Origin of the sequence: Enterococcus crotali (assembly GCF_000633635.1) — a bacterium.
Taxonomy (GTDB): domain Bacteria; phylum Bacillota; class Bacilli; order Lactobacillales; family Enterococcaceae; genus Enterococcus_L; species Enterococcus_L crotali.
On record NZ_AYPQ01000006.1, the window covers coordinates 238420 to 258008 of the forward strand.

At 37.2% G+C, this 19589-nt stretch carries 17 protein-coding genes and 1 pseudogene; 2 read left to right on the plus strand and 16 right to left on the minus strand.

The features are described from left to right. Positions 1 to 175 precede the first annotated feature (175 nt). On the plus strand, positions 176 to 1048 hold the full coding sequence (locus V192_RS0114555) for a helix-turn-helix domain-containing protein (protein WP_275574551.1): 873 nt from the start codon (positions 176 to 178) through the stop codon (positions 1046 to 1048). Between the two features lie 93 nt (positions 1049 to 1141). Here the strand turns inward: V192_RS0114555 and V192_RS0114560 are convergent, their stop codons facing one another. The 9 genes and pseudogenes from V192_RS0114560 to V192_RS0114600 form a co-directional block, all read right to left on the minus strand. Next, the gene (locus tag V192_RS0114560; RefSeq protein ID WP_025872961.1) at positions 1142 to 1786 is read right to left on the minus strand and encodes a CPBP family intramembrane glutamic endopeptidase; all 645 of its coding nucleotides are present in this window, start codon (positions 1784 to 1786) and stop codon (positions 1142 to 1144) included. A 190-nt stretch (positions 1787 to 1976) separates the two neighbouring features. Then, a pseudogene (locus tag V192_RS20330) lies at positions 1977 to 3811 on the minus strand (FAD/NAD(P)-binding protein). Between the two features lie 22 nt (positions 3812 to 3833). Continuing rightward, positions 3834 to 4199 (minus strand): DUF488 domain-containing protein, encoded by a 366-nt coding sequence (locus tag V192_RS0114570; protein WP_025872963.1) that lies wholly within the window; start codon positions 4197 to 4199, stop codon positions 3834 to 3836. Between the two features lie 137 nt (positions 4200 to 4336). Further along, positions 4337 to 4735: a rhodanese-like domain-containing protein gene (locus V192_RS0114575; protein ID WP_025872964.1), complete on the minus strand. Its 399-nt coding sequence runs from the start codon at positions 4733 to 4735 to the stop codon at positions 4337 to 4339. Between the two features lie 15 nt (positions 4736 to 4750). After that, positions 4751 to 5722 carry an ROK family glucokinase gene (locus tag V192_RS0114580; RefSeq protein WP_025872965.1) on the minus strand — a complete coding sequence of 324 codons (972 nt, stop codon included), beginning with the start codon at positions 5720 to 5722 and terminating at the stop codon, positions 4751 to 4753. Next, positions 5723 to 5941, minus strand: coding sequence for a YqgQ family protein (locus tag V192_RS0114585; RefSeq protein ID WP_010760500.1), 219 nt, complete (start codon positions 5939 to 5941; stop codon positions 5723 to 5725). A 16-nt stretch (positions 5942 to 5957) separates the two neighbouring features. Then, on the minus strand, positions 5958 to 6668 hold the full coding sequence (locus V192_RS0114590) for a rhomboid family intramembrane serine protease (protein WP_025872966.1): 711 nt from the start codon (positions 6666 to 6668) through the stop codon (positions 5958 to 5960). Between the two features lie 9 nt (positions 6669 to 6677). Further along, the gene (locus V192_RS0114595; RefSeq protein WP_025872968.1) at positions 6678 to 7217 is read right to left on the minus strand and encodes a 5-formyltetrahydrofolate cyclo-ligase; all 540 of its coding nucleotides are present in this window, start codon (positions 7215 to 7217) and stop codon (positions 6678 to 6680) included. Between the two features lie 119 nt (positions 7218 to 7336). Further along, positions 7337 to 8269 (minus strand): alpha/beta fold hydrolase, encoded by a 933-nt coding sequence (locus V192_RS0114600; RefSeq protein ID WP_025872970.1) that lies wholly within the window; start codon positions 8267 to 8269, stop codon positions 7337 to 7339. A gap of 115 nt (positions 8270 to 8384) precedes the next feature. On the opposite strand from V192_RS0114600, the gene V192_RS0114605 reads away from it, so the two are divergent. Next, positions 8385 to 8933, plus strand: coding sequence for an AAA family ATPase (locus V192_RS0114605; protein ID WP_025872972.1), 549 nt, complete (start codon positions 8385 to 8387; stop codon positions 8931 to 8933). Positions 8934 to 8969: 36 nt separating this feature from the next. Here V192_RS0114605 and V192_RS0114610 read toward each other — a convergent pair whose 3' ends face one another. From V192_RS0114610 to V192_RS0114645, 7 genes are all read right to left on the minus strand, one after another. Beyond that, positions 8970 to 10697, minus strand: coding sequence for a Na/Pi cotransporter family protein (locus V192_RS0114610; protein WP_025872974.1), 1728 nt, complete (start codon positions 10695 to 10697; stop codon positions 8970 to 8972). Positions 10698 to 11254: 557 nt separating this feature from the next. Next, a complete protein-coding gene (locus V192_RS0114615; protein ID WP_025872976.1) occupies positions 11255 to 11974 on the minus strand; it encodes an MIP/aquaporin family protein in 720 nt (239 codons plus the stop codon). Position 11975: 1 nt separating this feature from the next. Then, the gene (glpO, locus tag V192_RS0114620) at positions 11976 to 13811 is read right to left on the minus strand and encodes a type 1 glycerol-3-phosphate oxidase (protein WP_025872978.1); all 1836 of its coding nucleotides are present in this window, start codon (positions 13809 to 13811) and stop codon (positions 11976 to 11978) included. Positions 13812 to 13828: 17 nt separating this feature from the next. Further along, positions 13829 to 15337: a glycerol kinase GlpK gene (gene glpK, locus V192_RS0114625; protein WP_025872980.1), complete on the minus strand. Its 1509-nt coding sequence runs from the start codon at positions 15335 to 15337 to the stop codon at positions 13829 to 13831. A gap of 195 nt (positions 15338 to 15532) precedes the next feature. Next, positions 15533 to 17005, minus strand: coding sequence for an AcpB/EbpR/MafR family transcriptional regulator (locus V192_RS0114635; RefSeq protein ID WP_025872982.1), 1473 nt, complete (start codon positions 17003 to 17005; stop codon positions 15533 to 15535). Next, positions 16995 to 18329: an FAD-dependent oxidoreductase gene (locus tag V192_RS0114640; protein WP_025872985.1), complete on the minus strand. Its 1335-nt coding sequence runs from the start codon at positions 18327 to 18329 to the stop codon at positions 16995 to 16997. Before V192_RS0114640 ends, V192_RS0114635 begins: the two co-directional genes overlap by 11 nt. 205 nt (positions 18330 to 18534) lie before the next feature. Continuing rightward, entirely contained in the window at positions 18535 to 19449 is a 915-nt protein-coding gene (locus tag V192_RS0114645) for an LCP family protein (protein ID WP_025872987.1), read from the minus strand. Between the last annotated feature and the right edge of the window lie 140 nt (positions 19450 to 19589).

Genomic DNA, 19589 nt, shown 5'->3' on the forward strand with positions numbered 1-19589 from the left:
CTCGACATTAATGTTTAGAAATTGAGGGATTTTAAATTGCTCATCTCTTCTTCAAAAAAACTGCCTTATTTAAAACAAAATATTCGGGACGTTTTTTTTAACATGGTAAACTAAGGCTAACTTAATACATTTAGGAGGGCTTTTAATAAAAACCTATGGCGAACAAATTCGAGATCTGCGTATAAAAAAGAATATCTCGCAGAAAGAACTATACCAAGGAATCATCTCAAAATCTTATGCTATCAGATTCGAACAAGGAAAACATGAAATTTCATTTTTTCTATTAAAACAAATTTTAGATCGTTTACCCATGGCAATCGATGAATTTCTGTATATCTATAATGATTTTCAAGAATCTGAAACAGAGCAATTTTATACCATTTATGGGAAATATAGTAATTCAAATAATATTCAAGGCTTGATTCATTTAAGAAAAGAAATTGAAAAGAAACAAATACTTACTCCGATCGATCAGCTTAAAATAGCAGAGATATCAGCCAGGATCGATCAGTTGGAAAGTTATGAGCAAACGGGTCGTTATTCAAAAAAAGCAATCAATAACGAATCTTTGACCACTATTACAAATTACCTTGCAACGATTCAAACTTGGACATTGGAAGAACTACGTTTTTTTGCAAACACACTTGATTATGTCGACTATGAAGAAAAAGTTCTCTATTTTAATATTTTGCTGCAATCAATTGATCGATATGCAAGCTTTAATCGCGGAAAAAATGTTATCTGCACATTACTAGTCAACGAAATTTATGAACTGCTACTTTCTATGGAATTAAGCTATGCAGAAATTTTAATGCAAAAACTTTGGATCTTCACTGAAGAAGCTGGAGAACTTTTTTTCCGTAATTTTTATCATTACTATAAAGGACTCCTTCTTATCGCAAAAGAAGATAACCAACAAGGTGAAACAATGGTGCAACAGGCAATCAAAACTCTTGATGTGTTAGGTCATCAGCATCTTGCAAAATTACTAACAACCATTTCAGAAGATTTCCACACAAATTTAAAGAATACGCAGGCTAACGACTAATCCTTGAAATCCTATTTTTTCATCACCTTGCTAAATGAAAAAACAAGCTAAAATTTCAAAGCAATTTTAGCTTGTTCTTTCTCTACATGATCTTTACTTTCCAACTAACATTCCAATAAAACTCAAACCGTCATACAGAAAATGACAGATCCAACTGACCCAAACACTAGAGGATTTCTTCCATACATAATTTAGAGCTAGACGGACAGGCATCAGCGTAATCAAAAGCTGAGCGATATGAAAACCATATGCAGGAATATGCCAAAGTGCAAACAGCACCCCACAAATCAAACTGGCCCATTTAAATGACATACCTTTCGCTTCAAGTGCTAAGATTAAATTGGTACTCAGTAGTTCTTCACCTAGCAACATGAGCGGGATTTGTGTAAAAATCATCTGTTTCGTCAATACTTCACTGATCGAATTTGTCGTTGTTTGCCCAATAAAAGTGCTAAAAATCAAGCTAGAAGCTATACCAACTACGAGTACTAACGGAATACCATACAGCAAGACAGTAAATTTAAAATGCTTAAACTGCTCTAAAAAAGGACCTCTTAAAAGAAAAAAACCCACTAAAAAACTAAATACCACATTCCAGACAGTCCCTAAAAATTGGATACTATTTTCTGGGAATAAAACGGGAATAAATTGATAGCTGATCCCAATCAACAGGGTAAATAAGAATAATAACTCTGGACGACTTGTCGATTTTGTAGATTGATCATTTGATTTTATCATGGGGAAACACTCCTTTTTCATATAGTCATTACTATGAATCTCCCTTATTTTATAAGAAAATCCTAAACTTTAAAAGAAAGTCGCTTATTTGAGACCAAATAAACGACACTTTTGAAGCTCTTTAAAAAAAGGGGGAGTTGGAACAAACAGACCAAATAATAAATCCTCGTTATACATCACTTTTAGACTTCTAATTTTTAAAGATCGTTCCAGCAATCATATCTGCCTCACGTAAATTCCATGGATCAGTTCCAGGTCTCGATGTCGCTGTAGTCAGCCAATGAATTCCTTCAGTTGGAACGCCATAACAAAACAGTCCAGCGATCGTTTTTCCAGCTTGAGATTGTACTTGATTTGTTTGCTTATCTACTAAAAGTGCTCCGGTTTGATACCTCTTTCCAGAGGCTAACTCCAGTTGATGCAGTCCTACCATTTCCTCTCTTAGAAGCTGCTGAACTAGAGGATTTAAACTGATTTGATTCGCCGTTTTCGGCAATCTTGCTTCTAATAGAAAATGGGCCTGATATTTTTTAACTGGATTTTTTGCAGAATATGTAACAAACTCGCCGTTTTCTGTCTCAACCTTCATTTCTGGTTCTAGGATTGTGACCACTCCTGCCTCAATCAACGCCTTTAATTCCGCCACACGTTCCGGTGGTGGTCCGATCGATAAAAACGCATTCAATGGCGTGAACCAATCCCACAACCATTTTTTACATTCATCGTCAGAAAATAGCTTTTGATCCAAGGCAAAACGCACTTCGTCTCGTAAATCCTTGAGACTATCTAATGCTGTACTGAATGGTCCAGACAAATTGCCTTTTTTTGCTTCCTTAAAATCCCATTCTAAATATCTACTAATGAAAGACCGAAACGATTCTGATTCAGTTATCTCTTGAGCCGGTTGTTGAATGATCGACCAATCCCAAAAGTCAGTTTCAGCAATATTATATTTTTCTAAAATCGAAACGGCTCCTTTGGTTCGTACAAATTCTTCACAAAACCGCACTTGATTAACTTGAGGATAGCGTTCTTTGAGCAACGCTGCATAATAGGCAAACTCGACTTCTTTTTTTAAAAGTTCAAAAAACTGTTCAGCTGAAAATCGTTCTTTTCTTTTAAACTTATTCAAGCTCTTTACCTTCAGAAAACGCGGCTGATATTCTTCCCCATAGCCCTTTTGATTGACTCCCCTAGCATGATAAGGGAGCCCACGCCTAGAACCTGCGATGATTTTAGGCTCTTTTCCGGAACAATGATAAACTAATTTTCCTTCCTTCTCTTCAAAAAAACCACCACGATCACTCGTCAATAAAGTGAGATAATCAAAAAAGACCAAGCCCAATCCTCTAATCATAACTGTTGCGTGTTCTGTGATTGCTTCAAGATAAGCATCTGCGGCATTTTTCGGTGAAGAATAAAATAAACGATGCTCGCTAGCAAACGCCGCTAAATTCTTTTCACTGCCGGTCAATTCTATTTCTTGGTGCCCTAACGCTAAGATGACAGTATCCGCTGTAGTTTCTACCGCTTTAGTATAAACCAAGAACTGCTCATCTTGCCTTTTCACCGCTCTTACAGTGTCTTTAAAAAATTTTACTGAGGTTTGTGCGGTCATTCTCGTTTGCACGTATTCATAAAACCATTTTTGATATAAGCCATAAACAACCCGTGAACAGTGATCATTTGGTCCTAAACGTTCACATTCTTCTAGAAGCTTTATTTTATTTTCAATATTGTTTTGCTTGATAAAAACAGCCGCTTCATGTTGTGCCCACTCATATAAGTTTGGTCCTTTAGCTATAGGCCCTTTGGTACTCAGCGTTTCATCGGTAAATAAAGTGACGTGGGAAGCCACTGAATTCATCAACAATGATAAGGCTGATCTTCCCGCCAAACTTTGCCTCCTGGACCATAAGGATCAAACATGGTGATCTGAACTACCTGCTCTTCTCTTGACCACTCCACAATTCGCTCCAAAACTGAAAGGCCTCGAGGACCACCACCAACGATCGCAATTTTCATTTTCTTCCTCCTTTCAGTTTTTTTATTTCTTTGGAAAACGCTTATCTAACAATTCTTTTAAAACAACAGCATTATTATTCTTTTCGTCTTTTGCACTATAGATCAAGGTAAGCATCTGATGTGTTTCTACGATTCCCACAAGCTCTTCAAATGCAGCTTGCGCCTTACCTGTTTGTAGTTCCCTTATATATTTTGCTTTAAATTCAGGATATTTAGCCGCCTCATGATTAAACCATTTTCTAAGCTCGGCACTTGGAGCGATTTCTTTCAGCCACAAATCTAAATGTTCTTTTTCTTTTGACATTCCTCTAGGCCATAAACGATCGACCAATATTCGGTAGCCATCAGAAGCAGCAGGTTTTGCATAAGCTCTTTTTAATTGAATCATGTCTGTCACCTCATTTTTATTTTAGCGCAATTGATCAAAAAAGAAACGATTTATGATTTTCTCTAGGAAACAAAAAGCACAGAGAAGTAAACGTTGTCCCATTACGGACCCTCGTTTCCATCTCTGTACTTGATTAATTAAGCATTTTTCTTTTTGGTTTTACCCTTCCAGCCTTCATAGCCGCCTTTTAAAATATAAAGATCTTTATAACCATTTTTACGTAATTGATTTGCTGTACGAATACTTAATGATTTTTTTTGATCATAAATATAAACAGGCTGATCTTTACGAATCGAATTCAACGTTGTTTTGATCGTTGTGTAAGGCATGCTGCGTGCGCCAAGAATATGACCCGCATCGAATGAATCTTTTTCACGGACATCAATAATTTGCGCTTTTCTCATGCCTTCTTTAAATTCTTCTTCTGTGATTGTTTTGGCAGAGCGTTTCGCCATGATTCTAAGATATAATTCATTGATTCCCATTGCTAGTAAAATTGTTAATAAAATTCCATTAATAATCCATAAAACATTCATTCTAAAATCCCTTTCTTACTCTTTCTCCATAAATTGTAACGCAAGTGAAGCAGCACCGATGACGCCAGCTTCATTTCCTAATTGAGCCAATTTGACTTGTGTGCTGTTACGAACTTCTGGGAAAGTAAATTCTTCAAAATAGGTTTGAACACGACTTCGTAAAAATTCACCAGCTGCAGAAACCCCGCCGCCAATCACCACACTAGATGGATTTAACGTATTTCCTACATTGCCGATTGCAAGTCCTAAGAAATAGCATACACGATCAACTACCATCAAAGCAAATGGGTCATCTGCTTGTGCATAGTCAAAAACATCTTTACTTGAAACATCTTGACCATCATCGATCGCTTGTTTTAACTGAGAATCCCCCGCATATTCTTCTGACATATGGCGAGCAACTCTAACTACACCTGTAGCGCTAGAAACAGTTTCCAGACACCCACGTTTACCACATGTACATTCAAAGCCTCCAGGATCAACAGTTACATGACCAATTTCGCCAGCACAGCCATTGATCCCATGTAATAGATTGCCTTCTGCGATAATACCGCCGCCAACACCTGTACCAAGCGTGATGAACACAACATCTGGATTGTTTTCACCAGCACCTTTCCAGCGTTCACCTAAGGCAGCTACATTTGCATCATTATCTAAAACAAAAGGAATCCCCGTTGCTTCTTCGATTTGTGCTTTTACATTTTGGATTTTCGTCCAGTTAAGATTATACGCACCAACTACTGTGCCTTTTTTTATATCTACACTACCTGGTGTCCCCATACCGATCCCAATAAAGTCCTCATGTTTCATCTCATAAAGAGAAATTCGGTGATTGATTGATTCAATGATATCCGGCACGATATGACGGCCCTCATCCAGAATATTGGTTTCAATACTCCACTTTTGCTGAACATCTCCATCAGTCGTTAAAATCGCAAACTTAATCGTTGTTCCGCCTAAATCAATCCCAATCAATTTCTTATCCATTTACTCGGTTCCTTTCTCAGTCGCTCTGCTTTCTTCAATTCGATGTTCTCGTTGCAAAACACTTCTCGCATGGAGATACGTGTCTCTATCAATCAAGTGACCTTCATAAATATTTTTCAATTCAATCATCATCAACTCGATATCATAAATTCTAGCACCTACATAAATGTAAATGCCGAATTGTTTAAATAACTGTTGTACATCATATAGCGTTTCCATTAAATGCACTTCCTCATTATACAAGTAAACCGAATTTTTTAAAACCCAAGACTAGACAAACGACTAATAAAAATACAAAGATGATGCCAGAAATGATTCGTTCATGGATATTGAACTCATCAGAACGGTCTGGTACAGCTAAAGCAGAAGCTACTAAAAGTCCACCGATCAAACCACCGATATGTCCCATGATATCCACAGAACTGCTAAATAAATTGAAAATCAAGTTGATTCCAATAAACGTCGCATAACGTTGAACCATAAATGAAATCGCTGGATTATTTCTAAAATGACGACCTAAGATAACAAATGCACCAAACAACCCAAATAGAGCCGTACTTGCACCTGCCGAAATACTATTCGGTGAACCAAAGGTAAAGCTAACAATATTTCCAGCCACACCACTCAATAAATAAATCACGAGATAGCGCCAATGGCCGTAAATACTTTCTACCTGAGACCCCACATAATACAAGGTCACCATATTTACCACAAAATGCAACCAGCCGATATGTAAAAACATCGGGGTAAAAAAGCGCCAATATTGATGTAAATAAAGAATCTCACCTCGCGACATTGCTCCCCAGTTGACCAAAACCTGTCCATTTTCTGACCCGCCTGTCAGTTCCATTCCCAGAAAAACAAGCGTCGTGATTCCAAGTAACAAGTAGGTCACTAACGGTTGCTTCAAAATTCTTTTTATTTTCATCTGTGTTTGATAATTCATGTGTTCCTCCTAGCTAATAAATAATCGTTTTACAGGCAAATCAAAAGATTCTACCTGCCAATTTTCTTGAATCTGTTCACTGAATACCAAACTACATGTATCTCCTTGATAGTGTTGTAGGAAACGATCATAAAATCCACCGCCAAAGCCAATCCGAAACCCCTCATGTGTAAACACGATCCCTGGAACAACAAGTAAATCGATCCGTTCATTAGAAACTGCCAAAGCATCTAGCGGCTCTTCCACACCAAACTCCGTCTGTTCAAAAATAGTTTCAGGTGTAACCTTATGAAACGTCAACACTCGATTCTTGCCAGTGATCGGCATCAACATTTGTTTTCCTTCTTGCCAACCTTCATTAAGTAACATATGCGTATCAAATTCAAAAGCAAGTGGTTTAGTGATTGCGATCGTTTGCGCATTTTTCCAACAAGGATCGTTAAACAGTGCTTGACTGATTTCCTGTTCTTTTTGCGCTTTTAATTCTGGATGTTTTTGAAGCCATTTTAAGTTTGCTAATCCTAGTTTTCTTAACCGTATTTTTTCCACAATCAACCCTCCTGATCAGAAAAATTCCCCACAATAAATCACTTCATTTTTTTACTCCTTGCACTTTTTAACCTTACTTTGTAGTTTATAGAAAAACCCATTAAATAGCAAACAGATTTCTATTTTTTCACGACAAGATCTAGTCTTTTTTGCAACCAATTACCAATTGCTTTATAGACCTCATTTTTTTCTTCTTCCAGTAAAATCTCATGGCGCAAATCGGCAAACAAAACAAGTGACACGTCTCTAATTCCTGCCTCGTCTAGTTCTTTGGCAACTTTTCTAGGTCCTTTACCAAAATCCCCTACCGGATCTTGCTCACCACTAATAACTAAAATGGGTAAGTCTTGATCAATATTTTGCGCCCAACCATTACAGTTTGCTCCATCTACCAAACGAAACAAAGTATAAAAACCATTATTCGTAAAAGTAAAACCTGTTAACGGATCTTCTTCATAACGTCTTACATTTTCTTGATTTTTACTTAACCAATTAAAACTCCCCGCTTCTGGAAATTGCTTGCTAAAAGAACCAAAAGCCATATGGTCCAGCCATTTATTTTGCTTTTGCGGGGCACTTAGATTTAATCCTTTTGTCAGAGAAAGAGCTAATGGCAGCATCGCTGCACTTTTACCAGTTCCCATAAAAATAGCCCCGCTAATTTCAGATTTATATAATTGTAAATAATTACGTAAAGCAAAAGAACCCATACTGTGTCCTATCATAAAATGCGGTAGATTGGGGTAATTTTCCTCGATCCATTCCTTGATTTGATCAATATCTTCCAACACAAAAGTTACTGGTTCACGCTGACCAAAGTACCCATGTTTCGGCTGATCATTTGCTACAGATTCTCCGTGCCCTAAATGATCATGACCGACCACAATAAAACCTAAATTATTTAAATACTTCGCAAAATCATGATAACGCTCAATATATTCTGCCATCCCATGAATGATTTGAACCGTTCCGATTGCCTCGTTTTCAGGTTCCCAGCAGATAAAATGACTTGTTGTTACTTGATCGGATGACAAAAAAGTATTATGTTTCATATTCTTACCTCTTCTCAATTGATAGTATTTATTATAAAGTATTCTTAGTAAATGAAATAGTCAAATGTGTATTTTCTTTTTTAAGATTATTTCTTTGAAAGCAGGAGGGATAAGGATGAAACTTCAACTTATCGGCGCATCAGGCACAGGCAAAAGTACCTTAGGGAGTTATATCGCTGAAAAAGAACAAATTAAGTGGATTGATACAGATGACTATCTTTGGAAGGACAAACATTTTTCCGAAAATTATCCGATCGAGCAACGCTTAAAAATGTACCATGATGATCGTGATACATTCCAGCATTTTGTTGTTTCTGGCTCAGTATTTTCATGGAACCCTACTGGTTTTACCGATCGAGATCTTTTAGTTTTTCTCACATTAGATGATGAGCAACGCTTTCAACGCCTGATCAAAAGAGAAATAACTAGAGGAGGAGAAGCTTGTTTATGGTTAGATACAAAACGAAATCAAACGAATGACTTTTTAGATTGGTGTAAAACTTATTACACGGCCAAAAATCCTTCTGATATTGGAACATTTGCTGAACACAGTTACCAGATGAAGTATTCTAAAAGTCCTATTTTGAAACTCGATAGCAATCAACCATTAGAAATTTTGTATCAGCTGATCCTACAGAATCTAAAAAGAAACCTTTATGACTGAAGCTTAAAATACGTCATAAAGGTTTCTTTTTTATTCCTACGGTTGCAGGGTGATCACTGGGTTTACTGATTGTTCTACTGCAATTTCTTCGGTTCCATAGCGTTCACCTAAAACATACTTAGCCATGTGGATCGTACGATCACTCATTCGCTCTAAGTTAGATGCTGTATCGATAAATAGCACCCCATCAGCTGCTCGACCTTTTCCGCTATTCATGATGGAAATATACTTTTTACGAAGCATTTTGACCATTTGGTCGATTTGTTCTTCCCGACTCAGCATATGAGCGGCCATTTCTTTATCATCATTTTCAAAAACAATCAGAGAATCACGAATATTTTTTAATACTTTTTCAAATAAGTCTACCACATCTTCATCATATAAAATCAATGTATCACGATCAGACACTTTACCTGCTTTTTTCTCTTTGGCTTTTTGTTTCTTTTCTAGATGAATCGCTTCATTGAGATTTTGAATAATATTGCGGCAATGATCACCAATTCGTTCTAAATCTTTTGTTAATTCTAACATCATCGTTTGTTCATGACTTTCAGAAATCGTTAGCTCTGTCGCTGAAAGTTGTACCAAGTACTCCGTCAAGCGATTATCCGTATCATTGATCGCAGTCTCATACTGGCGTGCATTCTCCTTGTCGATACTGTCTTGTTTCTCATAATAAGATTTTGTTGCTTCAAAGGCCCCTAAAACATACTCACCCATTTGCAACAATTCGATTTTCGCTTGATTTAATGCTAATGTAGCTGAATTTTGAATAATTGATTCATTTAGATTTGATGGTTTAAAATCAATGCTTTTATCTTTTCCTGGGATGATTTTTCGCACCAGCCATTCGATTTTTCTGATAAACCAAAACTGGATCAATAAATTAGAAATATTGAATAAACCATGAGCTACCGCAATCTGCATTGCTGGTTTTAAATCTAACGCGCTAGAAATGCGCACTACGACCGCTGTAAAGGGGGTCAGCAGCGCTGTAAAAATAATGGCACCCACTAGATTAAAAATAACATGTGACGCTGCAGTCCGCTTGGCAGCAACGCTAACACCTAATGCTGCAATCACAGCAGTGATGGTCGTTCCTATATTATCCCCAAACAAAATTGGTAGAACTGATTCAATTGCCAAGCTCCCTTGACTATACAATTGTTGTAAAATACCGATCGTTGCACTAGAACTTTGCAAAACCATCGTAAGTAAGGTTCCAATTCCTACACCGAGAATAGGATGATGAGAAACGTCTACCATTAGATCCGCAAACTGAGGCAACGTGCTCAAAGGCGCCATTCCTTCACCCATTAATTTTAATCCATAGAATAAGCAACCAAAGCCAAATAAAATTTGCCCCACATTATTGATTCGCTCTCTTTTTGAGAAAAACAGCAAAATCGAGCCAACACCAATGATCGGTAATGAGTACGAACTCAAATTAAACCCAATGATAAAAGCTGTTACCGTCGTTCCGACATTCGCTCCCATGATGACACCGATTGCTTGGCGTAAAGACATGAACCCAACACTGACCAATCCAACTGTCAAAACAGTCGTCCCCGAACTACTTTGAATAATAGCCGTAACAATCAATCCTGCCAAAACTGATCTTAAAGGTGTAGATGTAAAGGTATTCAAAATCTCCCTTAACGAATCTCCAGCAGATTTCTGTAAACCATCTCCCATATACTTCATACCAAATAGAAAAATCCCTAATCCTCCGAGAAAAGGAAATAATATTTCTTGATAGGACACACCTGTTCCTCCTTTATTTTAAAAGCTGAACAGGCTCTTTCTGCCTTGACTGAAAAATAGGAAAAATCGACTGTGATGCTCTTTATCACATTCTATTTTTATCTTTTTTCCGAAAGGCTAGCCTGTAAAGCTAGATAGACTTAAATGCTGAACAGACTCTTCTGCCTTGACTGAAAAATAGGAAAAATCGACTGTGATGCTCTCTATCACATTCTATTTTTATCTTTTTTCCGAAAGGCTAGCCTGTGTAGCTAGATAGATTTAAATGCTGGGCAGATTCGTACAGCTTTAACTGAGAATCAACTATGATGTTCTCGATTCCATCAATCTATTTAAGAGTACAGAAAAATATCCCTCTTGTAAATAAAATATCTATTTTTTTCATAAGAAAATTAGTTAGGTCTTAGTCAACTCACTATAAAAAAACAAAAATGAAAACCCGAAGCAAAACTAAAAATCAGTTTTGTTTCAGGTTCTAGTTCTGAATAAACTGTGAGAAAAAGCTACTTCTTAGGAAATATGCTTTTGTCTCATCCTCTGTAAACTTGCGATAAAAATCAACCCATTAACATATAAACTCCTGAAGCAATAGCAGCTCCAATCACAGGTCCAACGATAGGAACCCATGAATAACTCCAATCAGAATCCCCTTTTGTTGAAATCGGCAATAATTGGTGAGCTAAACGTGGGCCAAAATCCCGAGCAGGATTGATTGCATACCCTGTAGGTCCACCTAAAGACAAACCGATCGATAAAATCAATGCCCCAACAACTAATGGATTCAATCCATCTGTAAAACTGTGTTGTGAAAATGAAAGTAAACCTAATACTAAAACAAATGTCCCAATAACTTCAGTAACCATATTCGCTGGATAATTACGAATCGCAGGACCTGTAGCAAACGTCCCTAAAATCGCGCCTTGATCTTCTGTTACTTGCCAGTGAGGTAAATATGCTAGCCAAACTAAAACCGCTCCTACAATTGCTCCTAGCACTTGAGCGATAATAAAAGGCACAACTAAGCTCCATTCAAAACTTCCGGTCATCGCCATTGCGATCGTTACTGCTGGATTCAAATGGGCTGGTCCCATATACCCTGCAACATAAACAGCAATCGTTACAGCCATCGCCCAACCAAAAGCGATCACGATCCAACCAGAGGCAGCCGCCTTACTTTTCTTTAGATTAACTCCAGCACATACACCGTCTCCTAAAAGAATCAAAATCATTGTCCCTAAAAACTCACTGAAAATCTGTGTCATATTTGAAGTATCCATTTTACTTCGTCCCTTCTTTCAATATACTCAAGTCAGATTCTGCGATCAATTGATTTAGCTCGTTTGTATAACGTTCTACTTGGTTTTCAGACCAATGATAGTAATGGCTCATTTCAGAAATCACACCTTGTTTCACTTCATCCAGTGTATCTCTCATGAAAAGTAAGTGATTCGTTCGACGTACAAGATAGTCGGCCGGCGTTAGTACCATCTCATTATCTAAAGCATAATGAAGTGCCAATGTTTCAGCTAAACTTAAACCTGCTACCGGTTCAGTTGTAGCGATGTTTTCAAAAAGTTCTGTTACGTTTGAACCATATAAGTGAGCTAGATATTCTGCCTCTTCTTGGCTCAACCCTTTTTCCACACCGATTTTTGCAAGAGTATTTAATTCCGTCTCCACATTTGCCGCATCAAGATTTCCGCCAGAAACAGGATAGGTTTTAGAATCAATCAACTCAAACGCACAATTAAATTCTGCTTTCAAAATACGTTGAATCTCTTTTAAAGCTCCTTCGGCCATCTTACGATAATCTGTGATTTTGCCTCCTGACAATGTCAATAAACCATCATCCGAACGTTCTAGTAAACTACCACGTGAAACAGCTGAAGGATTTTCTTTGCTTTCAGCTAATGAATCTTCTAGGTGATTCAAAACATTTTCGACATCAAAACGCGTGGCTTGCTGATTTTTATACTTATCAACAATCTCGATGACTTGATCGAAGCTTTCATCAGAAACTTTGCCATTATTGCCGCCATTATAATCTGATCCACCATTTTCTGAAATCAAGGGTCTAAGACCAGCCCAGCTTGCTTCGATGTCATCGATCGTCACATTTGCTTTAGGATAATGACTATTGACGATTTCCAGCAAGTAATCGACATCCTCTTGGGTAACAGTTGGATGTTCATAATCACCTGTATAATCTGTATCAGTTGTTCCAAAATAAGTTTTCTTTTCTCTAGGAACAACGAAAACCATCCGCCCATCATGTTTGCCTGTATCGAAATAAGTTGGTTGAGGTACGTATAATTTGCTGCTATCCACGACAAGATGAACCCCTTTTGTGGGACGCATTTGTGGAATCAACTTTTCTTTTGTATTCAAACCACGAACTTTATCTGACCAAGGCCCTGTCGTATTGATGACGACTTTGGCTTTGATTTCAAATGATTCGCCTGTCAATACATCTTCTGCTTTGACACCAATGATTTTGCCTTGGTCGTTTTGAATAAAGCCCACTGCTTTGACTTTGCTGACCATCAAACCACCATCTGTTGCAGCACGTTTGATATTTTCTATGACCAAACGCGCATCATTATTTCTAAAATCTAGATAGACGCCGCCACCTTGTAAACCCTCACTTTTCAGTTGAGGTTCTCTTTCTAACACTTCATCTTTGGTCAGTGTATAATTTTCATATTTTGTTCCGATCACATTAGCTAAGCGGTCATAAAGATCCATTGCCACTTTGACCGAAAACATATTAAATGTTGCCTTGGGTTCATCATAAATCGGTAAAAGCATTGGATCTGGCTTTGGAATATGAGGCGCAATGGCTTGGACAACTGCGCGCTCTTGAACTGTGTCCGCTACAACTTCTACATCAAAATTTTTCAAATAACGAATCCCGCCATGGACTAATTTTGTTGAACGAGAAGAGGTTCCTTCCGCAAAGTCCTGCATTTCGATCAAACCCGTTTTCATACCAGCAGCACTTGCTTGTAAGGCAACACCTGCGCCTGTAATCCCACCGCCAATGATCAATAAATCTAATTCTTCAGACTTCATCTTTTCAATCGATGCTTGTCTTGTTTTAATTGAAAATGACATACCACTCACTTCTTCCTTTATTTTGATTTATGTTTGAACATTTGTGTGGCAGCGACAGCTTGTTGCCAGCCTTCGTATAAATCATCTCGTTCTTCAGCGGACATTTTCGCTTCAAACACTTGTCCATCTTCGTAAAATTCTTTTAATTCATCTAGATCTTTCCAAAAACCAACCGCTAAACCTGCTAAAAATGCGGCACCTAACGCTGTTGTTTCTAAGTTTTGTGCTTTTTGAACAGACGTATTCAAAATATCTGCTTGGAATTGCATCAATAAATCATTATTAGCAGCGCCTCCATCGACTTTTAAGATGGGAATATCGATACCTGTATCTTTTTGCATCGTATCAATGATATCCCTCACTTGATAAGCGACCGATTGCAAGGTTGCTTTTACAAAATCTTCTCTCGTCGTTCCTCTTGTTAAACCAAACACAGCACCTCTTGCATCTGAGTCCCAATATGGTGCACCAAGACCTGTAAAGGCAGGTACAACATAGACTTCATTTTTGTTGTGTGATTCATTTGCTACGGCTTCAGATTCTGCAGCTGTTTGGATCATCTTCAAGCCATCACGCAGCCATTGAATGGCAGAACCTGCTACAAAGATACTTCCTTCTAGTGCGTAATACACTTTACCATTGATCCCATAACCGATTGTTGTAAGTAGATTATTGTCAGAAAGCTGCGGTTTTTCACCTGTATTCATGACGATAAATGAACCTGTACCATACGTATTTTTAACCATTCCAGGTTCAAAGGCCATTTGCCCAAATAATGCAGCTTGTTGGTCACCTGCCATGCCTGAAATCGGAATTTCGCTTCCATAGAAATGATAGTTTTTCGTTAGTCCATACACTTCAGAATTTGATGTTGCTTTTGGCAGCATCACCCGAGGAATGTTTAAAATATCTAAAATATCTTGATCCCAATCTAAATCGTGAATATTGAATAACATCGTGCGACTTGCATTTGAATAGTCTGTTACATGGGTTTCTCCACCCGTTAATTTCCAAACTAACCAAGAATCGATCGTTCCAAATAATAGCTCTCCTTTTTCAGCACGTTCTTGTGCCCCTTCAACATGATCTAAGATCCAGCGAATTTTGGTTGCTGAAAAATAAGCATCTATGATCAAGCCTGTTTTTTCGTGAATCATGTCACCATGTCCATCTTCTTTTAATTGATCAGCAATTGGTGAAGATTGACGAGACTGCCAAACGATCGCATTATAAATCGGTAACCCTGTTTCCTTGTCCCATACAACCGTTGTTTCACGTTGATTGGTAATACCTATTCCCGCGATATCAGAAGGTTTAACACCTGACTCGATCAAAGCACCTGCAATGACCGATTGAACAGAATTCCAAATTTCATTTGCATTATGCTCTACCCAACCTGCTTTTGGAAAAATTTGGGTAAATTCCTTTTGAGAACTACCGATGTTGTTCCCTTTTTTATCAAAAATAATTGCTCTTGAACTTGTTGTTCCTTGATCGATCGCCATGATGTACTTTTGTTCTGTCATTAGAATTTACTCCCTTTCTTGAAAACGCTTTATATTTTATGTATTTATAATAATCGGAAAGCCTTTCATAAAAACGTCATCTTTTTTTTAATTTCAAAAATAAATGAAAGTTTTTCAAAATAACCTTGTTTTGACAGTAAAAAAAGGCCAAAAACAAAATAGGAAATCATTTTACTTTCAACCTTTTTATTTGATTCATCTTCTATTATGCAGCGCTCTGATTTTCGTCCTGATTTGATTGATATCATACGTTGAGCCAAGTTCCGATAACACATAAACCTCTTTTGCTGAACGATAGATATTCGGCTTCATAACATTTGTGATCAGTAAATCATACGTTTTTTTTGAATCATACGTTTCGATCGTTAAGCCATTTAAATTCTTCAGACTCAAAACTAAGACTTGTGTCATAACTTCTTTGTACAAATAATCCATCTTCAAATCAATACCAATTCGAGTTTCACCAACAATTTCAAAATCAATGATTGCCAACACGCTAAGATATTTCACTAATGACCATTCATGTAGGCTATTGTTTTTTTCATAGCACGCATCAAAACATTCTAAACTTTTATCTAAAAGAATACGAGAGAAATCAGCTAGCTGATGACTGGAAAGGTTTTGTTCCTTTTGCCAAATATTCTCACGATCAAACAATTCCAATTCACCTTTGAAAAAATAGAGCCGACTGTGAATTTGAGAAAAGTAATAGAAGATTTTTTTCTCTAACTCTGGAAAAAACTTTTTCGGACGATAATATAAAATCACATGTTCCAACACAAATGTATCAGCTAATGATGTCGGTGTACGCCTACCTCGAATCAAACTATAATCAGCAAAATCTGACGCAGCCAAAACGGACATACTTGTTAAAAAAATAAAATGCAGTAAACTTTCTTCTTCATCAATTTCAATAGGATAGCGGCTAAAAAAACGTAACACAAAGGAACGCAATGTTTTAAAAAAAGGATCTTGTTCGTATACTTGGCTCTTACTGTATAACCCTTTAAATTGTTTCGATTGTACGACGATTCTTTTCTTACTGATCGTCAGCCATAAACTAATTTTCAATTTCCCGTGTTCCTCAAAAGAAAGGGACATCGCTTTTTCCAACGCTTCAATGATCCTAGAATTTTGAACAGTCAGCGTCTTTTCCCGGTGCACTTCATAAGGGGTCAAAAACCAATAAATTTGAAAATAAAAATAACGGACTTGTAACTCTTCGCCTTTTAGCTGGCCATTGCGGATTTTAAGATCGAACTCTTTTAACAACAAATTCAGCTCTTTGATTTTTCGAAATAATGAAGACTCGCTGATCATAAATTTTGTTGTCAGCTGAGCAATCGTAAATTCCCGATAGTGAAATAAATGATCGATCAGCTGAAACTTTATCGATGCTCGGACGTAATCATCTACAACCTTACTAACCGAAAATTGATCGGACATATGGATCGCTACCCATTGCCCATCATAAAACAAGGAGCAATCATTTTCATATGGCTTCAAATAATAACCTAACTCCTTTAAGTCACTTTCAAAAGAAGCTTTTGACACGCCTAAATAATCCAATAACTCACTATCTTTGATTCGACCGCCAGCTAAGATCACTTTTTTTAAAATGCCAATTTCTCTGGCTTCTTTTCTATCTAATAACGCTTCAATTTTCATCTGTTTCACTCCACAAACCTTCAAAACCTAACTGATTCGTGATATCGATCACACTAGAATAATAAGGATGATATAAAAAATCTTTCTGATAAAATGCTTCTAACGTTTGGCCAGTTTGGATTCCAAGTGCTAGTGTGTTGATTTTTTCTAAGATATTCGCTTTTGAAACCAATTGAGCTCCTAGTAGTTTGTGGCTCTCTTTTTCAAAAATGATTTTACCCAAAATTATTTCGCTACCGGAAAATAAGGAACTTTTTTGCTGAACATGAACAACAGAAATCGGCTGCTCATAAAATGCTCCTTCTGCTTCTGTCAGTCCTGTGCTCGCTACATAATAATCAACAAGTTTGGTCCCAATCGTGCGAATCGAGCCGACAAACGGGGTGGTCGCTTCAATAAGATTTTGAGCCACAACCAATCCTGTTCTGACTGCGTTATTCACTAAAGGAATATAAAAGGATTCCTTAGTTAAACTATAAGGCACTTGAATACAATCACCGATTGCAAAAATATCGGCTTGAGAGGTTTGTAAATAGTCATTCACAAAAATGGTTTGATCCGTGTGTCTTTTTATATGTTCGTCTAAATAGCGTAAATCTGGACGCACATTCATTGCAAAAATCGCACTATCACAATTTATTTCAGACTTTTTCGTTTTAATCAAAAGACCTTCATCTATATCAGTGATTGCTTCCACCGTTTCATTAAAATGAAACACCACGCCTCGAGCGCTCATTTCATCTTGTACAGGCTGGATCATCTCCTCATCAAAATACTTGAATAGCAAATAATCCATACGCTCAAAAAGATGTACCTCTTTGCTTTTTTTTAACAGTGTATCTGCTGCTTCCCCACCAATTTGACCACCGCCGATCAGAGCTACTTTAGCACTTTTTTCCAAGTATTCGATCGCTTGCTGTACACCTGGTAAAAACTTATATTTTAAAACCTTCTGTGAATCACTACCAATAATTTTTTGTGACCATTGACTAGAGCCTGTCGCTAAAATCAATTTATCAAACGACATAAAAAAATCCGTCTCTTCTTTTTCATATTTAATGATGTGTTGTTTTGAATCCATGCTCACCACTTTAGCATTTAGTAGTAACGAAATTTCATTGTCTATTAGTTCTCGTTCTGAAATAAACTGAGCCTTTTCAATCGGATCGATCGTTTCATTAAAATAAAGATTGATACCGCCAGGTAAATAGCCGATCATTCGTTGTTTGTCGATCAAATGGATTTCGGCTGTGGGGTGTTTTTTTCTAATCGCTAAAGCAGCGGATACTCCGGCAAATGAAGCCCCAATGATTACAACTTTCATAGTAGAATCCTTCTTTCTAACAAAGTGAACCGTTTTCTTAAAGAATAGCACAAGCCTGCTCTGAACGCATATAAATAGGCTGATTTGTTTGCGTTTCTTGCAAAAAAAACGAACCCGGAACAAAAACTAAAAATCAGTTTTGTTTCAGGTTCTAAATTCGAATAAAGAGTGAGATCAGAAGCAACCTCATTTTTATCCTTCTATTTTATTGATCTTTCATAAAATCCTGAATTGCTTCAGCATTCTTTTGTTCATCAAGCTCGATCACGCTTCCAGATTCTGTATAATCATTAAAGTTCCATGATCCTTCTACTGGGACAGATAACGATTTTAATGGCTTCACTTTGCCAGAAAGAAAATCTTTCGCCAAATCAATCAATAAACTCGTTGGTACATTTGTGTCGATTTTCCCAACCATTTTCCCAGCTACTTGAGGTAGTTCCCAAACTGGAATCAAATCTTTAGATTGCTCAACCAAAGCATCCATCACTTGCTGTTGGCGTCTGATCCGGCCAAAATCGCCTTCTTCATCCATTCTAAAGCGTGCATACTGCAGTAAGCTATTACCATGTAAGGTTTGTTTTCCTTTTAAAATATCTACACCATCTAAATTGATATCTTTTTCAGAATCGATCGTGACTCCTTTTGGATAAAGCTCATCGATAATATCACTGAACTCTTTGAAATCCATGACAACATAATAATTGATCGGTAAACCAAAATTCGTTTTGATCACATCTTTGGTCATTTGTGCGCCACCATATGCGTAAGCTGCATTTATTTTATCTTGTCCGCCATCAGGGAAAGTCACATAGCTGTCCCTCATGATCGAAACCAATTTAGGCTGTTTGGTTTTCCCATCATAGTGAGCAACCATCAGTGTATCTGAACGACCTTGATCTTCATCATCATCTCTAGAGTCATTCCCTACGACCATGACGGTCAATTCCTTATCACTCGCTTGTTCATCACCAGTAAAATTTTGATTCTTATTAGGAAGTTTTGATTCGCTCTCTTCTTTAGCCGTTTGAAATGAAATAGCCGCATAGCAGCCTGCACTGACAACGATAAGGAGAATCGATAATAAGGTAATAATCATTATTTTTACAGATTTTTTCATTGTTTATTCCTTTCTACACATAAAAGTTGGTAAGGTAATCTCACTCATGAAACGAAATCGTTTCAATCTTTACTTGGATAAAAGAAAAATCCCTCACCAAGAACACTCAGCGAAGGGATTAGATTACAGGGTTAAATTTA